This is a genomic window from Paenibacillus sp. EKM10P (genome assembly GCF_011800655.1).
Lineage (GTDB): Bacteria > Bacillota > Bacilli > Paenibacillales > Paenibacillaceae > Paenibacillus > Paenibacillus polymyxa.
Map to the genome: position 1 here is coordinate 57048 of NZ_JAALET010000018.1, position 24593 is coordinate 81640.

Consider the following 24593-nt stretch of genomic DNA (forward strand, 5'->3'; position numbering starts at 1 on the left):
TAACGCCTCCACAAAATAAAAGTAAAAATCTGTTTAATTGCAATTACCTAACCATATTATCACTAAAATAATAAAAATATCACCTGTTATTTTTGACGATAATCATTCATGACGAAGTAAAGCAAAAACGGTTAGTTCCTACTCGTTGGATAACAATGTTTAGCCTCTGCGCTATCTTATTAACGCAATCTCCTACTTATTTATTTTCAATGGTAGATCATCAAAAACATATATGGAACTAAGTTGTTTGTTTGGAAATCGTCGCAAAATATTTTACAACTATCTCGCGGAATTCCTGAGCAGCCTGCGAAATATACCGATTCCTGTTCCATAATAAAGCAATTTCCCGTATCAATTCGTGATTCTCTACCTGGAGGTATTTGAGATGTTCCTGCGAATTTCGTGCCGTGCTCGGTATGAAAGCTATGCCAATTTCGGCTTCCACAAGAGTACTAAGCCTTGCAGGTTCATCCCCCTCATACACATATTTAGGCACAAATCCTTCCGACATGCATACAGAGTCCACTAAATCACGAGTACCATAGCCTCTCTTTACGCCGACAAACCATTCTTCCCTTAGCTCTGTCAAGGATACGCTATTTCGATCCGCAAGCCGATGCCCCTTTGGAACAGCTACAAGAATGGGGTCGATACATACGATTTTACATTCGATGTCATTCCCTTCTACAGGAGGTGAGGATAAGCAAAAATCAACCTCCCCTCTATGAAGAAGTGTAACCATTTCCTGTGTGGTCAGCATTTGCACATGAAATTGAATATAGGGTCGTTTTCTCCGAAACTCTCGAAGGATATTTGGCAATGTGCTTGCAGTGGTCACAGCTAATTCGAGAGTTCCAAGTTCTGGATTGGATAAGTCGCTGAGCTCCTGCTTCCCTTGTTCTAATTCAAACAAAGCCCTTTCTGCACGGTGAAGAAATTTGCTCCCGAACTCATTCAATCGCAGTTTTCTCCCTGTTCGATCGAATAAAGGGACCCCCAGATCTTCCTCCAAGCGTTGAATCGTTTTGCTGAGCGACGATTGAGTAACGTGCAGACTTCGTGCAGCTTCTGTTACATGTTCCAAACGAGCTACAGCGAGAAAATATTGCAGTTGAAGAAGTTCCAATTCGCATCCTCCATTCATTCCCTCAAGTCAATGAGATTATAACATCAAATGCATTGGAATAAATAATCGATTTCGAGTACGATGACATTAATTCGCTATAGGGGGACCAGAAATGAGTGTTCGCAGCTGGTGGTTAATGATTTCAGTTGGTCTAGGGATACTATTGAATCCATTAAATTCTTCGATGGTTTCTGTTGCGATTCCAAGTCTGCAAAAGGTATTTCGCCTTGACTTTACAGGTGTTTCCTGGATTATTTTTTCTTTCTACATTGCAAGCAGCATCGCTCAACCTGTCATGGGCAAAGCCAGCGATTTATTCGGTCGTAGAAAGATATTTCTTACAGGTCTTGTTGTATCATTCATTGCATCATTACTAGCCCCATTGTCACCAAACTTTGGATCGCTCATCGTGTTCCGCATTGTGCAATCCATCGGAACAAGCATGATGGTTGGGGTTGGAATGGCCATTGTTCGAATGCATATTACAGAGAAACAAGCGACTGCGCTGTCTGTTTTGTCCATTTTCCTATCAGGAGCGGCAGCAATTGGACCCTTTATTGGCGGGGTTTTGATTCATTGGTGGAATTGGCCTGCCATCTTTTTCATCAATATTCCGTTTGTGGTAGCCAGCTTTCTATTGGCTTGGAGGACTATTCCTAAGGACGAATCACCAACATCCGTTGCACGCAACATGTCCTTTCGTAAATGGTTTGATTTAATTGATGCAAGAGGAATCCTGCTCTTCACATTAGGGCTGGTTGCCTTGCTCGTTGGATTGCTCTCGGCAAAATCATCTGGGCATATCTCGTTAGAAAACGTCATTGTCGGGTTAATAGGCCTCGCTGCGCTGGGGGCATTCGTACGATATGAGTTAAAAGCGACGTCACCCTTTATTCCTTTACGCACGTTCGCCAAATATCCTGCGTTGACTTGGGTTAATGTCGAATTCATGTTCGTTAACGTACTCTATTACTCGCTTTTTTTCGGGCTTCCGTCCTACTTGCAAGTGGTAAGGCATGTAAGCGAGTTCCAAACAGGGATTCTCATGCTAAGCTTAGGCTTGTGCTCGCTAGCTGCTTCTCCAATAGCAGGACGATGGATTGATAAATCAGGACCCAGACCGACATTACTGGTATCCGCAATCCTGATGACATTGGGATCTGTGTGGCTTGTAACATTAAATCCAACTTCTCCGGTAATCAGCGTGTGTTTGGCTTTGGCTGCATTCGGTATTAGCAACGGACTGAACAATGTAGGTATGCAAGCAGCCTTGTTCCAAAGTTCTCCAAAAGAAATAATCGGTGTAGCATCCGGATTATTTAATACATCAAGATATCTGGGAACCATTTTCTCTTCATTGTTGATAGGTATCGTAATGGGGGGTAAGTTCAGCTTCGAGGGATTTCAAGTGCTTGGGATTGTCCTTACGGTAATTGCATTGACTTTGGTATTCATGAGTCGGCGACGCCGGGAGTCAGGACAATTGCGAGAGTCATAGGTTCACCGGTTCTTCAAATAAACCCCTCTACTCTTTATTTAACGTTAACTTTTCAACGAAAGAGAAAGGAGTTTAGTTAGAAAATAGTTGGCACCATTCCCCCATCTATACGGATTGGAGAGCCCTTAAATGCGGCTGCATAAGGACTACATACAAATGTAGCTATTCTACCTATTTCTATAGGTCTAATAAATCGTTGTATTTCGGATTGAGGCAGATTTACAGCCATAAATTGTTTCTCTTTTTCTAAAAAAGTCATACCTTCATTGGCATAAATACCCTCAATAATTTGGTGTACATTTTCAGAAAGCGTTGGTCCTGGCATAATCGTATTGACTGTAACTTCTGCTCCTATTGTTAATTTAGATAAGCTTTTTGACAGTGATAACAGCATCGATTTGGTCATACAATACTGTGGCATTTGCCCTGAAGGCATGATTGCTTCTTCACTCGCAATAAAAATAATACGGCCATAATTGTTTTTCAACATTTTAGGTAAATAAAATTTCGATAATCCGTTTGCAGCAAGAACATTAGTACGGAAATATTTTTCCCATACTTCATCGTCAACGTCTTCATATTGCATAATTTCATAAATCCCCATATTATTCACTAAGATATCGATATTGGGGTATTTTTCAAACAAAACCTCCCTCTGCTCCAGATCCACAATATCGGCTGTAGCATTTTGAGGAAAGGTCGTTGGAAAATTTGATTTTATTTCATTTACAGTTTGTTCTACCTCTTCATTATTCCGTCCATTAATAAGTACATTCACACCTTCTTTGGCAAGCTCAATGGCTATTGCTTTACCTATACCTTTCGTAGACCCTGTAACTAAAGCTGTTTTATTGTTTAATCCCATATCCATAATACTTTCCTCCCTCTCATTCGTTTATCTTTGCTGGCAAGCGAATTCTTAGCTTATTTTAAAACAACCTTAAGCTCTGGTATCTGATTATATTACCTTGGGCAGCAATGCTCAGTAACTAGCATATTGCGCCAAAGTTCTTGTTTAACACGCCAGATGAATAAGGTCAGTAATTACAAGCTCTCTGTAGAATGAATGGAGTTGGGAAACTATTAATAGATAGTCGATCTTCCTAGCGGTTCTTTTGATATCGAGTTGGTATCTAAATGTGTAGTGCGCCAATTTGAAGGAGTATTCCCTTCCCAAAGACGAAAAGCGCGGTAAAATGAGTTCTGGTCTTCATATCCAATCAAAAAGGCCACTTCTTTTATATCAAGCGAGGGATCTGCCAAGTATTCTAGTGCCTGCTCATGTCTAGCTTGTGTTAACAGTTGTTTAAAGCTCGTATTGTCGTCAGTAAGCCGGCGCTGCAAGGTACGATCGCTCATTCTGAGCTCCTTCGCCACAGCCTGAATGTCGGGGCGTCCTCTGGTGAGGCTACGTTTTATAATCCATTTGACCGCCTCAGTAATTGAGCGGCTGCACTGTTCATCCAGCGACCGGTCCAGAGCGGGTGTGAGAATCTCTAACAACTCTTGGTTGTATGAGACAAAAGTTCGGTCCAAATCTCTTCGATATAACGTCAATCGATTACATTTTGCACCAACCTGGACACTACACCCAAAATAAGCTTCAAGAGCCTGCACATCTCCCATGGATTGCGAAAATTCTACGAGCTGCGCCGTCAAAGGTTGACCAGTGCCTCGGCGCCCAAGCTCCAGAAGACATGCAAGTGTAATACCCGTCAGCATCGGTGGACCGGGCTGTTTGGTATATAGCCATTCCAGTTCTATGGTACAGTGCTCCCCCTCCTCAGTCACACGTAAGGTTTCGGGAGGACATAGTTGTTTGTACCGAGCCATTCGGTTTAGAGCGTCGCGGTAGTCACGAGCGTGGTAAGTCGCTAAGACGGTCGGTGGGTACTTCGCTGTCTCAAAGACAGTTGCAAGCTTAACGATTCCTTTTGCAGTGTCACCAATGAGATCGGAATATGCCTGCCAGATCGCGAGATATTGTACGCTTGTGACTACGGGCTCATGAATAATGGTGAGCGGCAGTCTTGCTTTACAAGCTACGTCGTGAGCGGAAATTCCTAATTGATACAAACCTGTCCAAAATCCTGGTGGAATTTTAATATGGTCAGAAGTATGAGACTTCTTCATACATAGAGACCTCCTTTATTACTTCCATTTTACTTACTAATTGCACTCTCTGATCATTCCAGTATAGTGAATTTTGTTAATATATGCTTACTGAATGTTTGACCACCATAAATAAAAAAGCAACCGGCATACCGGTTGCTTTTGAGTCATTTCTACTTCCAAGTTTATTTTTAAGAACACCAGGGTGTATCAACGTGTATGTTAAATTACTATGTTAAAGTATCCTATATTCATAACACCTGGCAGAATAGGAAGGTTTTGTATCTAAAAACCTGTAGTATACTGTTTCGGGATCGTTGTCTCTTTTTTCAAGTTTGTTGCGGCCTCAAGAGCCCAGTAAGGATTTCTTAACATTCCTCTCCCGACAGCCACAAGATCTGCGTCCTCATTTCCTACTACAGCATTAGCCAGGATCGGATCATCGAGTCTTCCGACTGCAATGACCGGAACTTCAAGTGCTTGTCTGATTTCTCGAGCAAGCGGCACCTGGTATGCTGCGTGACTACCTGGTCTACCCCACGCAGCGATAGGTCCTTCACCGCCTGAAGAAATATCAAAAATATCTACTCCTGCTTGTTGATATTCTTTGGCAAAAGAAATGCTATCTTGAATATCGTATCCGCCTTCTACGTATTCTTTAGCGGAAATGCGCATGATAAGCGGCATGTCTTCCGGCATCTCTGCCTTGGCTGCCTGAATAACTTCTCGACCAAATTTCAGGAGATCTTTCCCGTATTCATCATCTCTTTGGTTGGTAAGAGGCGAATGAAATTGATGGATTAAATATCCGTGAGCTCCATGTATTTCAATGGCATCAAATCCGGCCTTCACAGCACGTGCTACAGCGCCGCGGAACTTCTCCACCATTTCTTTAACTTCTTGTGTTGAAAGTGCTCTAGGTAATGTAGATTTCTCATCAAATGGAATAGCGGACGGAGCAACAGGCACTTCAGCATCTTCTGCTTTACGTCCAGCATGAGCAATTTGAATACCTACTTTTGCTCCATAACTATGGCAGGCATCTACAATTCTTTTCAATGCAGGAATTTGCTCATCAGACCACAATCCCAGGTCAAAGTCAGAAATACGTCCATCTGGTTCTACATCAGTCATTTCAACTATAATGAATCCAGTTCCACCAATGGCACGACTTACATAGTGCATAAAATGCCAATCAGTAGCTATACCATCTTTCTTGTCAACAGAATATTGACACATTGGAGGCATGACGACCCGGTTCTTTAATTCCAAGTCTTTAAATTTATAAGGACTAAATAAATCTTTCATTAAGAAAGACCCCTTTCTAGGTTTTATAGTAAACATATTATATGCATGCACATGCATATAATACAGCATGCATTTTTTATTTGTCAACTACCGTTTAAACTATGCATTTACGTAAATAAAGGCCCAGAGATTGTATTCTCTAGACCTAGGGTTAAATTTTACTCTATTCAGACATTAAATTTCGTATTAAGTTTTAATTTTAAATGAAAGAATTATATTTTTTCAATGAGTGATTGTAATTTTTGCTTCAACTCATCTTTTGAAAGAGCCGACTCCAAAATTTGGTTGAAGGTTTCGAGCGCTCTGTCAAACTTCTTTTCCCCAAAATCGGTCATGCTTGTATAGATTCCCCGACGATCATCTTCACATATATGTCTTTGCAAAGCTCCGCAGCTTTTTGCTTCCATTCTGACTACCAGTCTAGATAATGCACTTTGGCTTAACCCAACCATCTCTTGTAAATGCTGTAATCTTAATTTCTTTTCCTCGGTTTGAGATAAGAAATACAGAACCAAAAATTCATTTAAGGATAAACTATAGTTTTCTTGAAGTGCATGTTCCAATTCATCGTTTATGTTCGATTGGAGTTTAGTAAGGGACAGCCAAATATTTAAAAGTTCGATAGTATTGTTGTTATGCATTTCGACTCACCCGTTCTATTCTAAAGTATAAATAACACATATTATAGAAGTCATTATAGGGAATAATTAATTCTATCAGGGTTACTGGAAATGGTCAAAACCCTTAAGAACAGATAGAGGTTATAAAAAATCCTTTCTGAAGCAGTGACTTAAGTGGTCAACACAAAAACACCTTTCAAAATCGGCCTCCATATTTAGAAATGGAAGCATTCTCCTGAAGGTGTTTTTGTTTTGAAACCCATTGTAGTTTACTAATTATTTATGGTCAGATACTCTTTTGCGCATTCCAGCCAGTCCCAGTAACCCAAGTAAGCCAATCCATCCCCAATCCATATCGTTGTCATTATCTACGGCGTTTGCTCGTACACTGTTAGCGTTGTAGGTTGAATTGTTGTTGTGATAAGCATTATTAGCTGTGTCATTGGCCACATCTACATTTGCACTTTGTGCTGATGAAGGAACGACTAAAGCTGCAAAGAAGAACATGGAAGCTACAGCAGTGACTATTTGTTTTTTCATAAAAAGGAATCCTCCCTGAAAGTGTGATGCATATAATTTCTCCAAAAAACTGCTCCTTATTCCATTGTGTATTTACAAATTTATTTGGATACTTTTAATCATTAATTGGAACTATAAGATCGGTGTAAAAAATATTAAAGGAGCGGTTATGATGGGAATATTAAGTGGAAATCCAAAAGATGAACCAATGCACTATGGTGAAATTTCCGGTGTTTGGCAATTTTCATTGGCCGCAAAAGGAGCTCTGTCTTTCTACCAAGCATTCCTGAATCATGCAGGAGATAAGGATTTGAAAAAAATATTGGATGCACTCATTGATCAAGCGAAACTTGAAATTAAAGAGTGTGATACACTCCTTACTGATAATGGGATTGCTCCAGCGCCAGTCTTACCAGAAAGACCTCCAGTGAAACTTGAAGATATTCCTGTTGGTGCGCGCTTTACTGACCCGGAGATTGCTGCTAAAATTGCGTCTGATACCTCATTGGGACTGGTGGCTTGTAGTCAAGTGATGGGGCAATCCATTAGAGAGGATATAGGGGCCTTGTTTGCAAAATATCATGCTACCAAAACAGCTTTAGGAGTTAAGATTCTTCAAATGACTAAAGAAAAAGGATGGCTGGTGCCTCCTCCCCTTCAAGTAAAAAGACCTGAAGCTGTTGAAGTTTAAAAATAGATTAAATCGCTTCTAGCCATATTCAGAACAGATTGAAAGTTAAAACAATAACCCCCATTATCCTGAATATGAGGACAATGGGGGTTAGATTTGTTTACAATTCGTTAAATATCTCTTCGAATCACGCTTTTGTTCGCTGCCGCCTCAAAAATCGTCTCAATCAGCACCAGTACACGGTGCACTTCTTCGCTTTTGATCGCAAGCTCGGCTTTTCCTTCAATGGTGGAGACAAAATTTTCGTAAAAGCTTTCTGCAGCAGCAGGTATTTTCTCAATCGGGAACTTAAGGGTGGATTCCTCAGACGGAGGTGCCATCGTTTTCGTCAACCCTTGACCTGCTTGAATCGGTTTGGGTTCCACGTGAGCGACATCTGGATTCCGAGTGACAATCTCTCCGCTCAGATCCCAATCCTTGATCACTGCGGTTCCTTCGGTTCCTTTAACATACCAACGCGGCAACTTTACGTAATTCGTTGTACCTACTTCAATGACCGCTGTAAGACCGTCCTTAAACTCAATGAAGCTACTAAAGCCGTCATCCACTTCTGTCCCCAAAATATAACTTAAGGTAGCGGTCACGCTTTCGATTTGACTGTCCGTAATCTGAAGTAGCTGATCCAACAGATGCACTCCCCAATCCAGCAGCATTCCTCCACCATACGCTTTCAACTGCCGCCAATCGCCTGGAATGCCGTTAGCTCCCTGAACCCGCGATTCCAGATGGAAAAGATCGCCAACAGTCTTCTTACTGATTATATCTTTGACAATACGGAAGTCTTCATCCCATCTGCGATTCTGATGTACTGTAAACAGACGATTTTCTTGCTTGGCCACCTCGACAATATCTAAGAAATCTGCGCTCGTGATGGTAACGGGCTTTTCACAAATAACATGTTTGCCAGCTTGCAATGCTTGAATCGCAATTTCTTTATGAACGTCATTAGGCGTTGCTATTAATACAATATTTACGTCCTGATCGCCGAGAACGGCATCTAGACTGGCATAAGTTTTATAGCCGGCTGCTGCAGCCAATTCCATCCGATAATCGACAATATCATATACACCGCCAATGGCAAGCTGCTCAATAGGTTCAATTAATTGAACATGGTAGCTTCCCATACCTCCATAACCAATAATAACTACATTGTATTTCCGATTGTCCATTTTCATTTTCCTTCCACTCCTAAATTGAGCCACCACCTATCAAACGGTTGCTCACGGATCGAATTCAATTGTAAATCGGTTACTGCCATGCAGGTCATCTGTAAGATGTTATTGCATACGCTTTCATTATAAAGGAAATCTTTCCCCAAAAAAAGGGGGATATTAAGATCTAGGGGATTCAGTATTGGATAAATACTCACTCAAGATTTCCTGCATTGACTTCTTTGAATTTTGAAACTGTTTTATTCGATGACCATTAGCACCAGACGGGTGAGGGAACCCCCACAGAATTTTCTTTTCTTGAATTTTCTGTTCATCAAGCAAGCGACGAAGAACAGTCTCGACTGACTTTCCTAGTGGAATAATAAGTGGATACTCTAAACATTCTAATTCAGGAAGAAAAGATTCAAGCAATGCTCCATACAAAAAAGCATGGTTAATCATGGAAGGTTGATGTCCATTGTAATTCTCTTTATTTACGAAGACTGGAAAACGAATTAAGGAAGTTGTATGTAACAACGAGCAATCTGAATCAAATAGTTTACGTACATGCGACACTTTCAAAAAATCATGCAATCCTATTTCTTGAAGCATATTTATTAAGTTGTCTCGCATGGAACCGGCCATCCTTGCTGCAAATTTGGCTTTTTTACAAGCTTCCTCATATGACTGTTGATCCTTCAAAGATATTATGGCAGTTCGAAAGGCAATTTCCATCTGCTGCCAACCGGGTGTAATACCAACTAGCACTACTTTCGCGGAAGAATTGATATATTCATTATGCGGGGAATAGAACATTTCAACGTCTCCCGAAGACTTTAATTTGAAATCATTAATCAGTAATTCGTTTTTAGAATACTTTTGCTTTACCGGTAACGAATTCATCACAGCAACTATACGCTTTTGATGAGTGGAAGAGATCAGGTTGCATCCTCCTTACGAGCTTATATTTGAGTATATATTACAGTTTTACAAGAGGGGTGTTCTTCACACCCCCCACATGTATTTACCAATAAATATCCATCCTTATTGTGGCTGTAAGTTTGCGTAGCTCAGCTCTTTCTATCTTCTTGGGTAATTAAAGAACTGTAAGCGGGAATCGTCACCGTTTCTTTCCTTACTTTAGCATCCTTTGAGGTAGAGAAAACCACTTTCCGCTTTTCCTTATCTCGATCTTTCATCTGGATGGTAACCGGCTCTCCTGACAGATTATGATATACATACAATGTTTCTTTGCCTGAAGAACGTTTGTATGCCGTCACGCTGGCAGAACCTGCTTGGATCGGCTCTAGACTGTCGCTGCGAAGAGCCTCATGTTCTTCCCTCAGACGGATAAGCGTGCGGTAGCTTTCCAGCAGAGAATCATTGTCCCGCAACTGCGCTTCCACCGATACTTCGCCTTTGTTGTATTTGGGTTCCTCCCACTTTGTTTGACCGAGGCCTTCTCCCTTATACCAGCGCATAGGCTCTCGAAGATACTCATCGGGCTTCTCTCCCTTCATGCCGATCTCTTCCCCATAATAGAGAAACGGCTGACCCGGCAACGTCAAAAGAATGGATGCAGCCAGCTTGGCTTTTCGTACATCCCCGCCCAGCTCGCTCATAACTCGGGTTTGGTCATGATTGCTTAAAAATGGAGCATCGAGTGCCGCCTTATTGTATGATTTGTACAGCTTCAGCGTTTTCTCGGAGAATGTAGCAATACCTTGATCTCGACCGTTTTTCACAGAGTTCAATATCGTTCCGCCCAGGTCAAAATTAAACAGAGAGTGGAGCGATTCGTAATAAGGAGCTATTGTCTCCGGTTTATCCCATACCTCTCCTGCCAGATATACGTTTGGATTTATCTTTTCCATCTCGGAACGGAATTCATTCCACCACGCAATGTTTTTATCGGCACCGTCCTTCGTTTGCCCTTTAAAAATATGCATCGCCGCATCAAGCCGGAAGCCGTCTGCACCTTGCTGTAGCCAATACTTACCGACTTTGATCATTTCCTTGCGGACTTCGGGATTATCAAAATTCAGATCCGGCATCCCGGACCAGAAGGTACCGTAAAAATACCCTTCGCCATTCGGATTCTTATGCCATACCTGCTGGCCCCATGATCCCTTTTCATCCAGGTTTGTATTCTCATCAGCCCATACGTAATAGTCATGGTATTTGCTTTGCGGGTTGGCACTAGCCTCCTTGAACCAAGGGTGCTCGCTACTTGAATGATTGATAACAAGGTCAATGATCACCTTGACACCTTTTCTTTTTGCTTCTTTCGTCAAGGTGCGGAAATCATTCAGATTCCCGTACTGCGGGTCCACTTGATAGTAGTCAGTTACATCATATTTATGGTAGCTTGGAGACGGATTCAGTGGCATGAGCCAGAGACCGCTGACCTGCAAATCCTTACCCGAACGGGGATTGCCGTCGTTTAAGTAATCAAGCTTTTGCGTAATACCTTTTAAATCACCATGTCCGTCCCCGTTCGAATCATAAAAAGAATTGATATAAATTTCGTAAAACACGCCGCTTCCAGCAGAATTCGGAGGCTTATGCCCGTTCATATCCTGCTCGGCCATTGCACTTGAGGCGAACATCGTGAGCATAGGCACCGTTAACAGGATCGTGGACCATTTTCTTAAGCGTTTGTTACGAGTCAAAACATATCAGCTCCTTTAATTGTTATGGGTGCGCCTTCATTATAAAGAAAAACCACCCAAAAAAAGGGGATATTATTATCTATTATAGTGGAAAATATCGATTTTATTGTTTGATGTCTGTATCGAACAAACTGCCTGGGTTAGAGGATCTTTTTCTGATCCTTAACCCAGGCAGTTTGCTTGCAAGTCTATTTTTATCCTTTTACAGCGGAACCTACCGTCATCGCCCGCTCCACTTGTTCACTCAAGAACAGATACACGAGTACCATCGGTAAGGAGGCAATAGTCATAACAGCCCCCATGGCTCCCCAATCTGTACTATAAGAACCTTGGAAGAAAAGCAAGCCTAGCGGCAATGTCTTCATATTTTCATCAGAAATGAGAATATAGGCCAAAGTGAACTCATTCCAGTTGTTCAAAAATTGAAAAATGGCTACAGTTGCAATTGCAGGTAATGCAAGGGGTACAATGATTTTCAGGAACAGTCTATAAATATTAGCTCCATCCATGCATGCTGCCTCTTCTATCTCCTTAGGGATTCCTGTAAGGAACCCATAGAAAATCATGGACGAGAAAGGAAGGCCAATTGCGATATAAGGAAGAATAAGAGCTCCATACGTATTCGTTAGATTAAAATCGCGAACCAGAATCGCCAGCGGTATCATGATAACCTGAAGCGGCATAAACATTCCTATGGTCATATAAGTCCGGACGGTAGAACGAAATCTCCACCTCATACGAGCCACTGCGAAGGCAAACATCAGAGCTAGTAAAAGGATAAACAGAGTCGAAATCGTTGATACGACCAGACTGTTCAGAAAGTAACGGGGAATATTAAATTGTGTCCAGGCATTAATATAATTTTCGTATCGAAAATGCGTTGGCAGTCCAAATGGGTTAGAGACGAAGATCTCATCGTTGTTCTTTAACGAGTAGGATACCATCCAAAACAACGGGTAGACCGAAACAATTAGATACAACCACAGTGGTATCTGCAGGGCAGCATGTCTGAACTTGCTCAAAGCGGTTTTACTCATTTCGTTCTCCTTTTCAATACACGCCTCATCAGGCGGTTTGTCCGCGGTCGAACAGCTTATTGATAACTACAGTTGCCAATAACGAGATTAATACAAGCAGCACGGATACAGCACACGCATAACCATAGTTGCTCTCCATAAAAGCATAGCGATAAATCATGAATGTCATTGTATAGTTTGTAGTGCCGGGCCCACCATTTGTCATAATCAGCATCTGCACAAACGCCCCTATTCCAGAGGTTATCGCGATAATGAAGCAAAATTTGTATGTTTCCCTCATTAAAGGAAGCGTAACATGCAGATGCGCTTTCCATTTGCTGCAACCGTCAATCGTGGCCGCCTCAAAGTAGTCTTCGGGTATTGACTTAACTCCCGCATATAACAACGAGAATTGGTATCCCATAAACTGCCAGGCATTAACAAAGGCGATGGCAATAATGGATGTTGTTGGGGAGCTCAACCAATTTTGCTGATACGGGATGTTCAAGAGTTCAAACAGTCGGTTGATTAATCCGTTGGTTGGATCGTAGATTGCAATCCATAGCTGGCACACCACGGTTACCGATAGGACAACTGGGATAAAATAAGCCGTTTTCAGTATTTTCCGCCCGCGTGTACGTGGGTCCGCACAGATTAGTGCCAATATCGTTCCCAGTCCGATCTGAAAGACTGCCAGTACAATTGCAAAGATCAATCCGTTCTTAAGCGAAGTCCCAAGTAGAGGATCGGAGAATAATTCTCGGTAATTATTCAATCCCGAAAAGGTCAGCGTACTAAGACCATCCCAATCATAAAAGCTGCGAAGAACGGTTTGCAAAACAGGATAGATTAGAATCACGCTATACAGTATCAAAGCAGGGAGGAGAAACAGTGCGAGCGCCGATTTGTTCCCCAAATATTTATTCATGTCTTGCTTCCACCCCTTATCTTTGGAACAGCACCCTCAGCGCCTTATGCCGCCAAGGGTTGCCGATTCCCTGAATTCTCAGTTTTCTTTATTCAATGTGCTATTCAGATTGCTCACAAAATCGTTTTCAGAAAAGTTGTCTACCATCATATTTTGAGTATTGTCATTAATGGTGTTCTGAATTTTTGTATTGCTAAGAAGTTGAGCATATTCCTGCGCATTAGGCAGCAACTCTTTGACAACTCGCTGCATCATTGCTGGAACATTGGAGGCCATTGGCTTATCTACTTTCACTGGAACTATCGGACTTCCAAGTTGAGTGTATCTGTACTCTGCTGACTTCGAGGCAAGGAATGCCGCTACCTTTACGGCTGTTTCCTTATTTTTGCTATTCGCTGATACTGCATAACCTTGCGGAGAACCTGAGCCGTCAATAAAATATTTGGATTTCTCGTAGGTTGCTTCATCCTTTGCAGGCCAGTACATCCAGTCGACTTGATCGCCCAGCTTTTCCTGGGAACTGTAAATTTCCCATTGTCCATTCACGAACATGGCAGCTTTGCCCTGATAAAATAGAGAGGATGCCTGATCATAATTGGTGTTCGTAGCGTTGGCATCGAACAATCCGGCTCTTTGCAGTTGCTTCATTTGCTGTGCTGCTGTTACGAATGCTTCTGGCAATGCTTTTACACCCTTCTCCTCAAGTGCTCCAAATCCACGCGGCTGCTCTCTTGTAACCAGTCCGTTATAAAAAGCGGTCGTAATCCATTTTTCCTTTGCAAAGATCGACATCGGTACATAACCAGCAGCTTTTAACTTTTTCGCTGCATCGGCCATCTGATCAATCGTCTTAAGCGGTGTTTTGATTCCTACCTTCTCAAAAATGGACTTGTTGTAATAAATCATTTGGAATTCAATACCAGTTTCAGGGTAAGCATACACATGATTGTCAGGAGCTACCAAACGCGATTCAACTCCCGGGTTAAGACTCTTCTTGAATTCGGCTGTTGTGTCATAGTTGTCAAGAACCTCGACATTTTTCGATTTTGCAAAAGTTTGCAGGACAGACCAATCCGCTAAATAAACATCTGGCATGTTGCCCGTTGCCGCATATGTTTTAAGCTTCTGGCCTCCGTCCTGCACGGCAGGATCCAATTCAATTTCTACGTTTGGCATCTTCTTTTTGAGCTCTGCCACCGCATAATCGAACGGCTTAATGGTATCGTCATCGAAATGCTGCGCATACACCTTCAATTTGATCGTTCCGTCCCCTGATCCGTTATTGGAAGAGGCTGAGTTGTCTTCGCCACAAGCAACCAATCCGACGGACATGGTGAGTACTAGCAAGGCTGCACTCCAAATTTTAAGATTTTTTTTCATTTGTTTTATCCCCCTCATGAAGAGTCTTTGATGATTGCGCTTTCATTTGCTTGACTACAGTATACCGCTGCCTCTATTCTTCTTTAAGGAATAAAACGGGTATTATCAGTAAAAAACGGGACAAATAGAGCAGCGGTCCTCCATATAGGAAAACCGCCAGGCTTAAATTGATGTGTTCTGCCTCACAAGGCAGATGCTATCTCTTTTTGAGTTGCTCATATTCAGTGGGTGTCATACCAAAACGTTTCTTGAAACATTTGCTGAAATAGTTGGGGTCACTGTAACCGACACTTTCAGCGATTTCTGACAGCTTCCGATTGCCTTTCAGCAGAAGCTCCTTAGCCTTCTTCATTCGGATGTGTGTAATGTGATCCACTATGGAAAAGCCAGACTCCTTGCGAAATACGCGGCGCAGGTAGCTGGGATCGACGAATACTCCGCACGACACCTGCTCAGCAGACAACTCTGCGTCTGCATAATGTTCCTCAATATAGTTGATCGCCGCCGCGAATAAATTGGAAGCCTTCGTAGGACGCATATTCTCCATCAGCAGGATCAGCTTGCGGTATAGGGCGAGCATCCAACCTTCAGCAGCCTCCCAGGAATCTAACTCTCGCAGCCGTTCGTAAGGAGACTTGTCTCCTCCGTTTTCCCATAGCTGGTCATAAGGAATGCCACGTTCACTGGCAAAGGAAAGGGCTAAAGATACGATTCCCATAAGCATCGCATCTGCGTATTCATCTCCCCATTTATATTTACTAAGCTGACGGATTGCCTTGCGGACTTCCTCTAGCGTTTCACTGTCTTTCATTCGGAGGTCAAGCACAACCGCATCGCGTAGATGACCCAAATCAGGCATACCTGCTCTGCTATGCAACACTTCGCCGTCCTGTCCCCTTAAATCTGCACTTTCACTCTCCTGTGGAAGCACTGGTAACTTCGCTTTAATACGCTCCAACATTGAGAGCATTTCTTCTGCATTGAACGGTTTCAGCAAATAATCCTGCACTCCAGTTCGAACGGCCTTCTGTAGATATTCAAACTCGTTATGCCCGGATATGAATACAATTACGATTCGTTCGAACTTGACTTTCAACCTCTCGGCTAATTCAATTCCGTCAATAAAGGGCATATTGATATCAACGAGGGCAAGGTGCGGCTGATGCCGCTCGGCTTCCTGAAGTGCTTCCTGCCCGTTCCTTGCTTCACAGCAAACCCGAAAGCCGTGACTTTCCCAGTCTATCTTAATTCGCAGAAAGTCTCGGAACAGCGGCTCATCATCAACAATCATCACTTTATACATCTTGGTGTACACTCCCCTTTGGCTGCGTTGGTAGCGACAGGTCAACAATGGTTCCCTCTCCGAGAACACTCTGCACGGATATCCCATACTCCTCGCCAAAATACAGGCTCAGCCGTTGCTGAACGCTATAGGTACCGATTGATCGTATTCCTTCTTTCGGTAAATGTCTGGACATAATGTTCTGAACTTGAATTTCGTCCATTCCCACACCGTTGTCCTCCACCCGGACGATCACCCTATCGTTCTGTGTAAAAGCGAAAATACGGATAAAACCTTTGGTTCCTTTCTTCTTAAGACCATGGTAAATCGAATTCTCGACAAGTGGCTGGAGCGAGAGTTTCGGGATCGGTGTACCCGCAAGTTCTGGAGGGATATCCACTTCATAGCGGAACACATCGGGATAACGGATTTGCAGAATAGTCAGGTAATCATCAGTAATCTGAGCTTCCTTTTCTAAAATAATGAGTTCCCGTCCTTTATTTAGTACCATTCGATAAAAATCTGCCAGCGCCTTCGTAGTATCTCTAGCCTCATCATTACGATCCAACTCATTCAGTGCATAAATGGTATCTAAAGTGTTGTACAGAAAATGCGGTTTTATTTGAGCCGTCATCAATGCGAGTTCATATTCACGCTTGCGGTTTTGCTCCTGCCTCACTTCATCCAGCAATTCCCGAATCCGTCTTATCATAAAGTTAAAAGCTTCAGCAATGGTACCGATTTCATCTTCTGTTCGGACTATCGCAACCGATTGTAAATCGCCGGCAACTACTTTTCGCATGGCTCTAGTCAGCTGTTCGAGAGGACTAACGACCATTTTGGACAGGAAGCTAGCACCGAGCCAGGAAAAAGCAAGACAAAATACGCCGATTAAGAGTGAAAGCCTTACATTTTGCCGGACATCAGCTGTAAGCAGGCTAAGAGAAACAATATTGACCAGCTTCCAACCCATCCGGTTATAATCATTGACCGTTACGAGATTGCCGCTATCCTCAAATGAACATGTTTTTGGGGACACATCAGATCCACAGCCTTGGATGGCCTCCGCTAACTGTGAACTCACTGGCTTCATCAGCATCCCATTGTCTTCTGCCACAGCCACACGCATCTCGTTATCTAAAAAATAATAAGATTTGGGCGCATCGGGATCGCTGGAACGAAAATAATCAGACAAACCTTCTTCCTTCACTAACAGAAAAAGCGTTCCATAGGGTTCGCCGGTGTCTATATTAATGACCATCTTTCCCAGCGTCAAAACCGGAGAGTTGGAATCCGGTGTTAGGAAATCTCTCTTCTCCATATCAAACCAGAGTGCTTGTCCATAACTTTCGGATTCCCTTACCCGCTTGAGCATGCTATAGACTTTACTATCATCCCCACTTTCGGTATAAGAAGCAAAAATTGTCCCTTCATTATCAATAAATACCGCCGCATCCACTTCGCGAAAGATTGATAAATCAATAGATAGACGGCTTTGCATCAGGTTACCAAATTGAACACGATCTATGGCAGTATCAGGTCTAGCACCGTATGAATCATACATCCGGTTAATATTCGTGACCATAATGTTGGCCGCCGTTTCCACACTACTGAATATGTAGTCGGTCCGGGACAGGATAAGCTGAGATTCGTCAACTACGTTGCTGGTCGTTTGCTCTATCAATGAACGACTGAAAAGTTGGTTGGACACAAGTCCAAGAATGAGCAGAGAAATAATGATCAGCGGGAGAAATACCGCTATAACCTTGCTTTTAAAGCGAAGGCGACCAAACCACTTACGAGCTAGGGACAGAATATTCAAATAAGACCCCTCCGTCATCAGAGAATATTCATCATGTTAACACAACTAATCTGAACAGTAGTAGAACTAAAATAATGTTAAAAAAATTCAACAATCCATCTTGAAAGTGCCAAAAGTATGTGTTAGGATAAAGTCGATTTTTAGTAAAATTATTAACTAAAAAGGTGTGAGCTCTTTGGCAACCATTAAAGACATTGCCCGCGAAGCGGGAGTGTCTGCCGCAACCGTTTCAAGGGTTTTAAATAACGATCTGTCACTATCCGTGAGTCCAGACACCAAAAACAGAATTTTTTTAATTGCTGAGCAGCTCGGGTATAAGCCTTCCCGCCTGAGGCAGTTAAAGAGGAACACGGAACGTGCCGGGAAAACGGTCTCCCTCCTGCTGTGGTGTTCCATTGAGGAGGAAAGAGACGATCCGTATTACGCCTCGATCCGCCGTGGAATCGAACTGCGCTGTGAGGAGCTTGGCCTGACATTGGGACAGACGCTGCGAGGCCGTTCATCTCTCGACACCTTGCAGAAGGCGGATGGTCTGATTGTCGTGGGCGGCGTTGATCCTGAAGAGGTGTCCAAGCTGTATCCGGACAAGAACACCATTGTCCTTGTCGACCAGTACCATGAGCAGCTGGAATACGATTCCGTACGACTCCATTTTCGGCAGGCGGTTGACCAGGCACTTGGACATCTGCTCGAGCTTGGCCACCGACAAATCGGATTTATTGGCGGGAAGAGCGATGGAGAGCGAAGGGCGCATTATTTTGAACGATTCATGCGGGAACGAGGTTTGTATAATCCGAAGTTCGTCCGCATAGGCGCCTGGAGTACTGCGGATGGATATCTCATGATGAACGAGCTTCTAGCCGAGCAGGAACGACCGACAGCCTGCTTCGCTGCCAGCGATCCGCTCGCCATTGGAGCCCTCCGCGCCCTTCATGGACATGGAGTCAAGGTACCCGAAGATATGGCTGTTGTCGGCTTCGACGACATTGAGATGGCGGCCTTCGTGCAGCCTCCGCTAACTACTGTACGTGCCTATCCCGAACAAATGGGAAAAGCTGCCGTGCAGTTGCTCTCTGAACGGTTTGAGGGACGTGAACCACCTGCGTACAGCGTGATCGGGACTAAGCTTGTCATACGGGAAAGCTCATGCATCAACAGTAAAATCAATATTTGAGAGTCAATCGAGATGATAACCCCCTAAGGAGTGAATATCATGAACATTCATGTTAACGAAGCGCTTGGTTTGTTTCACCTGCAGTCCAAGGATTGCAGCTATATTATCCAGTTGGTAGAAGGATATCCTGCACATGTCTATTGGGGAGCCCAACTTCATCATGACCAAAGTCTCGCAAGTATATTGGAGCTTAGAGAGCGCTGCTCCTTCTCCCCCACTCCCGTTTCTTCTAATCGTGCGCTTTCTTTGGATGCGCTTCCACAGGAATATCCACAGTATGGGACAAGCGACTTCCGTCAACCGGCTTATCAGGTTGCGCTTGCGGATGGAACTCGAACTACGGAGCTAAAATATAGTGGCCACCGTGTTGAATCGGGCAAACCAAAGCTTGAAGGCCTCCCTTCCGTCTATACCGAATCGGATGATGAAGCAACAACTCTCCTGTTGTTCCTTGAGGACCAGCACTCAGGTCTTAAGGCTACATTACTCTATACTGTATTTGCGAACCACAGCGCTATTGCTAGGTCTACTCTTTTTGAACATAAGGGAAGCGCTGTCATGAATATTGAGCAGGCGATGAGCGCCTCTGTCGACTTCGCCGATTCCAATTATCAAGCTCTCTATCTATCTGGCGCCTGGGTTCGGGAAAGACATATCCAACGCCGCGATCTTGGCCCCGGCGCCATTCGGTTGGAAAGCCGGCGAGGCTCCAGCAGTCACCAAATGAATCCCTTTCTGGCCCTGCTTCGTCCAGATGCAACAGAAGATCGTGGGGATGTGTACGGCTTCAGTCTAATCTACAGCAGCAATTTCGTTGCGCAGGCGGAAGTAGAACAGTTTAATCAGACCCGTGTAAGTATCGGAATTAATCCTTTTGACTTCTCCTGGCGGCTTGAACCGGGTCAGTCATTCCAGACCCCTGAAGCCGTGCTGGTCTTTTCCGAAGAAGGTCTTGGGGGCATGTCGCGCACCTATCACCGACTCTACCGCACACGTCTGTGCCGAGGAACTTATCGCGACAAGGAACGCCCGATTCTCGTGAACAATTGGGAAGCCACATATTTTGACTTCGACGCCGATAAAATCGAGGCGATTGCCAAAGAAGCGGGACCTCTTGGAATTGAGCTATTTGTTCTTGATGACGGTTGGTTTGGCAAGCGCGACAACGACAACAGTTCGCTTGGGGACTGGTTCGAAGACCGCCGCAAGCTACCTGGAGGTCTCACCGACCTAGCCAAACGGGTTAATGAACAAGGATTACAATTTGGCTTGTGGGTTGAGCCGGAAATGGTATCACCTGATAGTGAGCTGTACCGCACCCATCCCGACTGGTGCCTACATGCGGAAGGTCGGCGGCGGACGGAAGGCCGATCCCAATTGGTGCTTGATCTCTCCCGCAAGGAAGTATGCGATTACTTGTACGAGACGCTGAGCTCCGTATTCTCGATCGCCCCAATTACTTATGTCAAGTGGGACATGAATCGTAATATGACAGAGATTGCTTCGGCTACCGCTACTAGCGAACGTCAAAAAGAAACTGCGCACCGTTATATGCTCGGACTTTATGATCTGCTGGAACGCCTGACCTCACGCTTCCCGGACATCTTGTTTGAAAGCTGTTCTGGTGGAGGTGGACGATTCGATCCAGGGATGCTCTACTATATGCCGCAGACATGGACCAGTGATGACACTGATGCTATTGAAAGATTGGCTATCCAGTACGGCACCAGCATCGTGTATCCGGCTAGTACCATGGGGGCCCACGTATCGAACGTGCCGAACCACCAGGTGGGACGAAACACCTCCCTCGCCATACGTGGCGACGTGGCAATGAGCGGGAATTTTGGCTACGAGCTTGACCTTACTGCATTTACTAATGTAGAAAAAGAGCTTGCTGCCAGACAAATTGCCCAGTATAAAGAAATCCGTTCCCTTGTACAGCAGGGAGATATGTATCGACTTCTTAGTCCGTTTGAGGGCCGAGGCAATACTGCCTGGATGTTTGTTAGCGAGGACCAGTCCGAAGCTTTTGTCGCTTACTTCCGTGTGTTGGCTGAGCCAAATGGTCCTATCCGGCGACTAACTCTAAAAGGACTTGACCCAGCTAAAAAGTATATAATCGAAATCGGGGCAACCAGCAATACTTCAGAACCAGTCGGTGGTACCTTGGCTGAAGATGGCGTCTCCCCCTTCCGTGTGGCGTTCGACGGTGAAATTTTTGGAGGTGACCGTCTAATGAAGATTGGACTTGTTGTCTCGGATCTCACTGGGGATTTTGCCAGCTCTACCTTCCGCCTTAAAGCTATCTCCTGTTAATTATAGTTCAGCCGGTGACGATAAAAAATTAAAACAAGGCAGGTCGATTTTCCGACCTGCCTTGTTTAATAACTTTGTGACCATTTAATAGCATCCTTGATTTTGATTCTCCATATCATATGATCAAAGCCTTTTCCCCAATAATCTTTTAATAAATAATCAGGAGTTCCAAACTTCTTTTCCCATATTTTTTGTGCAATACGATACCCACTATCTAAACAAAATTCTTCTACTCCTCTATCTTTCAACGCCAGATACATTGATTTCAATAATAAATTTCCTACTCCAATCTTCTGGTAGTCAGGGTGAACAAATACAGTTCCTACCTCGCACAAATTTTTTAATGCATCATTGGTAGATTTACTTATAAGTTCACTTGCCGGGCCATATTCAATTGAACCCATTATTCGATCCCCGTCTACAGCGATTAAAAAATATCGTTGCTCACCGTGGCTTTCTAAGTCACTTTCCAAATACGCTCTTTTAGTCTCAATTTCATCCTCTATATCCTCCAGCTTGCTTCCAATACCTTCTTTAGCAAATGTGTCTGTAATCACTATTCTAAACAATTCATTTAACTTTTCGGCATCTTTAACTTTCGGTCTTCTGATTTCTACATCATTCATCTAGATTTCCGCCGACGTACGATTCAGTACAGACCCTATTGACAGTACACTACTCAGTAGTTCCATTAAACTTGTTATTTCATAAGTGGGTTGAATACCAGACGTATTTGTTTTTCTGGCAGGGTTGAACCAGCAGGTATCAATTCCGTACTTATTCCCTCCTTGAATATCAGAGGTTAAAGAATCGCCGACCATAAGGACCTTACTTTTATCTGAGATGGCTAGCTTGGCAAATGCGTAATCAAAAATACCGGCTTGTGGCTTTTGGCAACCCACTTCTTCTGAAATAATTACCTGCTCAAACACATCACGCAGCGGAGAGAGCTGAATTCTGGAGGTTTGTACCTCTTTGATTCCATTCGTAATAATCGCCAAACGATACTCAGATAGTACGTCACATAGTTCAACCGCTCCGTCCATCAAAAAAGCACCTTCACCCAAATAACGTAAATAAGCAGCACTAAAGGCGTCTGGATTGAAGTCTAGCTTATGGACAGTAAACAATCGTTTAAATCTTTCCACCCGCAACTGTGCCGAGGTAATAAGTCCTTCCTCTGCCTCTCGCCACAACACACTGTTAATCTCATCATAGCTGGATTTATACTCTGTGGCCCCTTGCGGCAATCCAAATTGGGTGAACGTATTATGTAGCGCATGACTCTCTGCCATTTTAAAATCAAACAGCGTATCATCAACATCAAACAAAATAATTTCGTATTTCAAAACGACTTCCAACCTCCATATCAAATGGAAATAAACTATCATTACAGTATGATCTCTCGGTTATTATACAGAACCTCATTGATCCGTCAAGTCATGACAAAAAGAATGGAGTAATATTTTCTATGAGTTTGAGCCAGTGCGAAGTAACATGCTTCGTGCCAAACGCGTAGACACATGGGACATTCACCACTTGTTGTTCGAGTGCGAAGTAACATGCTTCGTGCCAAACTACTACCATAGCGATTTATAAATGAAAGGAGAATGCTAACTCAAGCTGTCCCCGATGCTTCAGTGACAAGCCAAAAGGTAAACATTCTCCTTTTAAAATTCAAACTATTTGTTCTCCATTCGTAGATCTTTAGGGTCAACCTGCCATCATCTTCAGGTCTGTTTCCAGTACCGGAATCGACTGTTTTAAAAACTTAGTGATTTTCATTAATCCATTCGGTTAATGTTTGATCAAAATAATGAGGTTCTTCAAACATCGGATTATGGCCACTATGCTCAAAAACCACCTTTTTTACGTTCGTATAGCTATCATCGACCCGATCCCACAATGAAACAGGCGCGACTAAGTAATCAGTTCTTCCAAGACCAATAAACATGGGCTTATCGACATCTCCCAAGGACTGTATCAAATCTATCTTTCCGAAGGCTTCTCCCCATAAATAATCAATGATAGGCATGTTCGTGTGCACATCATTCCACATATGAGCTGCATCATAGGTATAATCATAAAAACTTTGGGCTCCCATACGTATACACATGTGAACAAATCTTCTGTCGGGATCTCTTTTGATATCATCCTCTAATAAAACAATATCTTTTTCAAAACGTTCTTTTCTGGCTGGACTGGCCGTTTCATAAAAGTATGACAAGCTTTGCCATTGTCTTTCTTGGCTGTTCGTAGGCGCTGAATTTAATAGCACCACTTTTTCAACATAGTCTGGGTATTGTTTAGCATATTCCAAAGCCATAAAAGCATGCCCGGAATGTCCTAATATGATAAATGGATCTAAATGAAGGCATTGTCTTGCTGTTACTATGTCTTTGATGACTTTATCCAAAGTATAGTCTTCTGGTTTTAAAGCACGAGTCGGTTTTGCAAACCCTCTATGATCTAAGAAAATAAACTGAAACTTTTTATATAAATGGTCTGAAAATATGCGAGGATAATATACACTACTGCCGATCACCAATATCGACTTTCCGTTACCTCTTATAGTATATTTCAGCTCAAATCCATCACTAATAACCGTTTGATAAGTGCTCATCCTCATCGTCTCCTTTTCTTCTTTAAATCACTCCCTTTCCGTTGTTTAAATCCCTTGTATTCTCCATAGAGCGTTCCAGCACTACAACTCACCTCTGAAAGTCCGTTTATTTTATGAGAAAAGTTTAACATGATTTTTTCAAAAACAAAACGGGTTTACTTTTTCTTACTTGTCCTGACTTATCAGATTCATATTGGATTTTTGAGAAGCACATCTATTTAGGAATCAAAAAGACCGCGATAATCGCGGTCTTTTTGATGTAGAGATTATACTTTTATTTGCTTGGCGGCGTCCTACTCTCCCAGGACCCTGCGGTCCAAGTACCATCGGCGCTGGAGGGCTTAACGGTCGTGTT

21 protein-coding genes and 1 rRNA gene are annotated in these 24593 nt (G+C 43.2%); 4 read left to right on the plus strand and 18 right to left on the minus strand.

Annotated features, from left to right (window positions below; all coding sequences use genetic code 11):
* Nucleotides 1-238: 238 nt before the first annotated feature.
* Nucleotides 239-1126 carry a LysR family transcriptional regulator gene (locus HFE01_RS24560; protein WP_016818769.1) on the minus strand — a complete coding sequence of 296 codons (888 nt, stop codon included), beginning with the start codon at nucleotides 1124-1126 and terminating at the stop codon, nucleotides 239-241.
* 112 nt (nucleotides 1127-1238) lie between these two features.
* Between HFE01_RS24560 and HFE01_RS24565 the strand changes: the two genes are divergently transcribed.
* Nucleotides 1239-2624, plus strand: a complete 1386-nt coding sequence (locus HFE01_RS24565; RefSeq protein WP_016818768.1) for an MFS transporter — start codon at nucleotides 1239-1241, stop codon at nucleotides 2622-2624.
* 76 nt (nucleotides 2625-2700) lie between these two features.
* Here HFE01_RS24565 and HFE01_RS24570 read toward each other — a convergent pair whose 3' ends face one another.
* From HFE01_RS24570 to HFE01_RS24590, 5 genes are all read right to left on the minus strand, one after another.
* Complete coding sequence (locus HFE01_RS24570; RefSeq protein ID WP_016818767.1) at nucleotides 2701-3495, minus strand: SDR family NAD(P)-dependent oxidoreductase; 795 nt, start codon at nucleotides 3493-3495, stop codon at nucleotides 2701-2703.
* A 212-nt stretch (nucleotides 3496-3707) separates the two neighbouring features.
* A complete protein-coding gene (locus HFE01_RS24575; RefSeq protein ID WP_016818766.1) occupies nucleotides 3708-4757 on the minus strand; it encodes an AraC family transcriptional regulator in 1050 nt (349 codons plus the stop codon).
* 264 nt (nucleotides 4758-5021) lie between these two features.
* The gene (locus tag HFE01_RS24580; protein WP_044787913.1) at nucleotides 5022-6044 is read right to left on the minus strand and encodes an NADH:flavin oxidoreductase/NADH oxidase; all 1023 of its coding nucleotides are present in this window, start codon (nucleotides 6042-6044) and stop codon (nucleotides 5022-5024) included.
* A 212-nt stretch (nucleotides 6045-6256) separates the two neighbouring features.
* Nucleotides 6257-6685: a MarR family winged helix-turn-helix transcriptional regulator gene (locus HFE01_RS24585; protein WP_016818764.1), complete on the minus strand. Its 429-nt coding sequence runs from the start codon at nucleotides 6683-6685 to the stop codon at nucleotides 6257-6259.
* Between the two features lie 255 nt (nucleotides 6686-6940).
* On the minus strand, nucleotides 6941-7204 hold the full coding sequence (locus HFE01_RS24590) for a WGxxGxxG family protein (protein WP_016818763.1): 264 nt from the start codon (nucleotides 7202-7204) through the stop codon (nucleotides 6941-6943).
* 151 nt (nucleotides 7205-7355) lie between these two features.
* Between HFE01_RS24590 and HFE01_RS24595 the strand changes: the two genes are divergently transcribed.
* Nucleotides 7356-7874 (plus strand): DUF3231 family protein, encoded by a 519-nt coding sequence (locus tag HFE01_RS24595; RefSeq protein WP_044787915.1) that lies wholly within the window; start codon nucleotides 7356-7358, stop codon nucleotides 7872-7874.
* Nucleotides 7875-7984: 110 nt separating this feature from the next.
* Here HFE01_RS24595 and HFE01_RS24600 read toward each other — a convergent pair whose 3' ends face one another.
* The 8 genes from HFE01_RS24600 to HFE01_RS24635 form a co-directional block, all read right to left on the minus strand.
* Entirely contained in the window at nucleotides 7985-9049 is a 1065-nt protein-coding gene (locus tag HFE01_RS24600; protein WP_167438741.1) for a Gfo/Idh/MocA family oxidoreductase, read from the minus strand.
* A gap of 156 nt (nucleotides 9050-9205) precedes the next feature.
* Nucleotides 9206-9841, minus strand: a complete 636-nt coding sequence (locus HFE01_RS24605) for a hypothetical protein (protein WP_052833374.1) — start codon at nucleotides 9839-9841, stop codon at nucleotides 9206-9208.
* 254 nt (nucleotides 9842-10095) lie between these two features.
* The gene (locus tag HFE01_RS24610; RefSeq protein WP_044787918.1) at nucleotides 10096-11697 is read right to left on the minus strand and encodes an alpha-amylase family glycosyl hydrolase; all 1602 of its coding nucleotides are present in this window, start codon (nucleotides 11695-11697) and stop codon (nucleotides 10096-10098) included.
* Between the two features lie 194 nt (nucleotides 11698-11891).
* Entirely contained in the window at nucleotides 11892-12734 is an 843-nt protein-coding gene (locus tag HFE01_RS24615) for a carbohydrate ABC transporter permease (RefSeq protein WP_013371135.1), read from the minus strand.
* A gap of 28 nt (nucleotides 12735-12762) precedes the next feature.
* Nucleotides 12763-13641 carry a carbohydrate ABC transporter permease gene (locus HFE01_RS24620; protein WP_044787919.1) on the minus strand — a complete coding sequence of 293 codons (879 nt, stop codon included), beginning with the start codon at nucleotides 13639-13641 and terminating at the stop codon, nucleotides 12763-12765.
* 78 nt (nucleotides 13642-13719) lie between these two features.
* The gene (locus tag HFE01_RS24625) at nucleotides 13720-15021 is read right to left on the minus strand and encodes an ABC transporter substrate-binding protein (RefSeq protein ID WP_025364847.1); all 1302 of its coding nucleotides are present in this window, start codon (nucleotides 15019-15021) and stop codon (nucleotides 13720-13722) included.
* Between the two features lie 196 nt (nucleotides 15022-15217).
* A complete protein-coding gene (locus HFE01_RS24630; protein WP_107735180.1) occupies nucleotides 15218-16324 on the minus strand; it encodes a response regulator transcription factor in 1107 nt (368 codons plus the stop codon).
* Nucleotides 16317-18125 (minus strand): cache domain-containing sensor histidine kinase, encoded by a 1809-nt coding sequence (locus tag HFE01_RS24635; RefSeq protein ID WP_107735179.1) that lies wholly within the window; start codon nucleotides 18123-18125, stop codon nucleotides 16317-16319. Before HFE01_RS24635 ends, HFE01_RS24630 begins: the two co-directional genes overlap by 8 nt.
* A 175-nt stretch (nucleotides 18126-18300) precedes the next feature.
* On the opposite strand from HFE01_RS24635, the gene HFE01_RS24640 reads away from it, so the two are divergent.
* Entirely contained in the window at nucleotides 18301-19299 is a 999-nt protein-coding gene (locus HFE01_RS24640; protein ID WP_016818754.1) for a LacI family DNA-binding transcriptional regulator, read from the plus strand.
* A gap of 39 nt (nucleotides 19300-19338) precedes the next feature.
* On the plus strand, nucleotides 19339-21615 hold the full coding sequence (locus HFE01_RS24645) for an alpha-galactosidase (protein ID WP_107735178.1): 2277 nt from the start codon (nucleotides 19339-19341) through the stop codon (nucleotides 21613-21615).
* Between the two features lie 65 nt (nucleotides 21616-21680).
* Here the strand turns inward: HFE01_RS24645 and HFE01_RS24650 are convergent, their stop codons facing one another.
* The 4 genes from HFE01_RS24650 to rrf form a co-directional block, all read right to left on the minus strand.
* Nucleotides 21681-22241: a GNAT family N-acetyltransferase gene (locus tag HFE01_RS24650; RefSeq protein WP_019687226.1), complete on the minus strand. Its 561-nt coding sequence runs from the start codon at nucleotides 22239-22241 to the stop codon at nucleotides 21681-21683.
* On the minus strand, nucleotides 22242-22964 hold the full coding sequence (locus HFE01_RS24655; RefSeq protein ID WP_016818751.1) for a YjjG family noncanonical pyrimidine nucleotidase: 723 nt from the start codon (nucleotides 22962-22964) through the stop codon (nucleotides 22242-22244).
* Between the two features lie 422 nt (nucleotides 22965-23386).
* Entirely contained in the window at nucleotides 23387-24238 is an 852-nt protein-coding gene (locus tag HFE01_RS24660; protein WP_167438742.1) for an alpha/beta fold hydrolase, read from the minus strand.
* 280 nt (nucleotides 24239-24518) lie between these two features.
* A 5S ribosomal RNA gene (gene rrf, locus HFE01_RS27805) occupies nucleotides 24519-24593 on the minus strand; the annotation flags it as partial.

Coding starts and splice junctions, on each gene's coding strand:
- HFE01_RS24565 (WP_016818768.1), top strand. CDS start 1,239: ATGAGTGTTCGCAGCTGGTGGTTAATGATTTCAGTTGGTCTAGGGATA.
- HFE01_RS24570 (WP_016818767.1), bottom strand. CDS start 3,495: ATGGATATGGGATTAAACAATAAAACAGCTTTAGTTACAGGGTCTACG.
- HFE01_RS24575 (WP_016818766.1), bottom strand. CDS start 4,757: ATGAAGAAGTCTCATACTTCTGACCATATTAAAATTCCACCAGGATTT.
- HFE01_RS24580 (WP_044787913.1), bottom strand. CDS start 6,044: ATGAAAGATTTATTTAGTCCTTATAAATTTAAAGACTTGGAATTAAAG.
- HFE01_RS24585 (WP_016818764.1), bottom strand. CDS start 6,685: ATGCATAACAACAATACTATCGAACTTTTAAATATTTGGCTGTCCCTT.
- HFE01_RS24590 (WP_016818763.1), bottom strand. CDS start 7,204: ATGAAAAAACAAATAGTCACTGCTGTAGCTTCCATGTTCTTCTTTGCA.
- HFE01_RS24595 (WP_044787915.1), top strand. CDS start 7,356: ATGGGAATATTAAGTGGAAATCCAAAAGATGAACCAATGCACTATGGT.
- HFE01_RS24600 (WP_167438741.1), bottom strand. CDS start 9,049: ATGAAAATGGACAATCGGAAATACAATGTAGTTATTATTGGTTATGGA.
- HFE01_RS24605 (WP_052833374.1), bottom strand. CDS start 9,841: ATGTTCTATTCCCCGCATAATGAATATATCAATTCTTCCGCGAAAGTA.
- HFE01_RS24615 (WP_013371135.1), bottom strand. CDS start 12,734: ATGAGTAAAACCGCTTTGAGCAAGTTCAGACATGCTGCCCTGCAGATA.
- HFE01_RS24620 (WP_044787919.1), bottom strand. CDS start 13,641: ATGAATAAATATTTGGGGAACAAATCGGCGCTCGCACTGTTTCTCCTC.
- HFE01_RS24625 (WP_025364847.1), bottom strand. CDS start 15,021: ATGAAAAAAAATCTTAAAATTTGGAGTGCAGCCTTGCTAGTACTCACC.
- HFE01_RS24630 (WP_107735180.1), bottom strand. CDS start 16,324: ATGTATAAAGTGATGATTGTTGATGATGAGCCGCTGTTCCGAGACTTT.
- HFE01_RS24645 (WP_107735178.1), top strand. CDS start 19,339: ATGAACATTCATGTTAACGAAGCGCTTGGTTTGTTTCACCTGCAGTCC.
- HFE01_RS24650 (WP_019687226.1), bottom strand. CDS start 22,241: ATGAATGATGTAGAAATCAGAAGACCGAAAGTTAAAGATGCCGAAAAG.
- HFE01_RS24660 (WP_167438742.1), bottom strand. CDS start 24,238: ATGAGCACTTATCAAACGGTTATTAGTGATGGATTTGAGCTGAAATAT.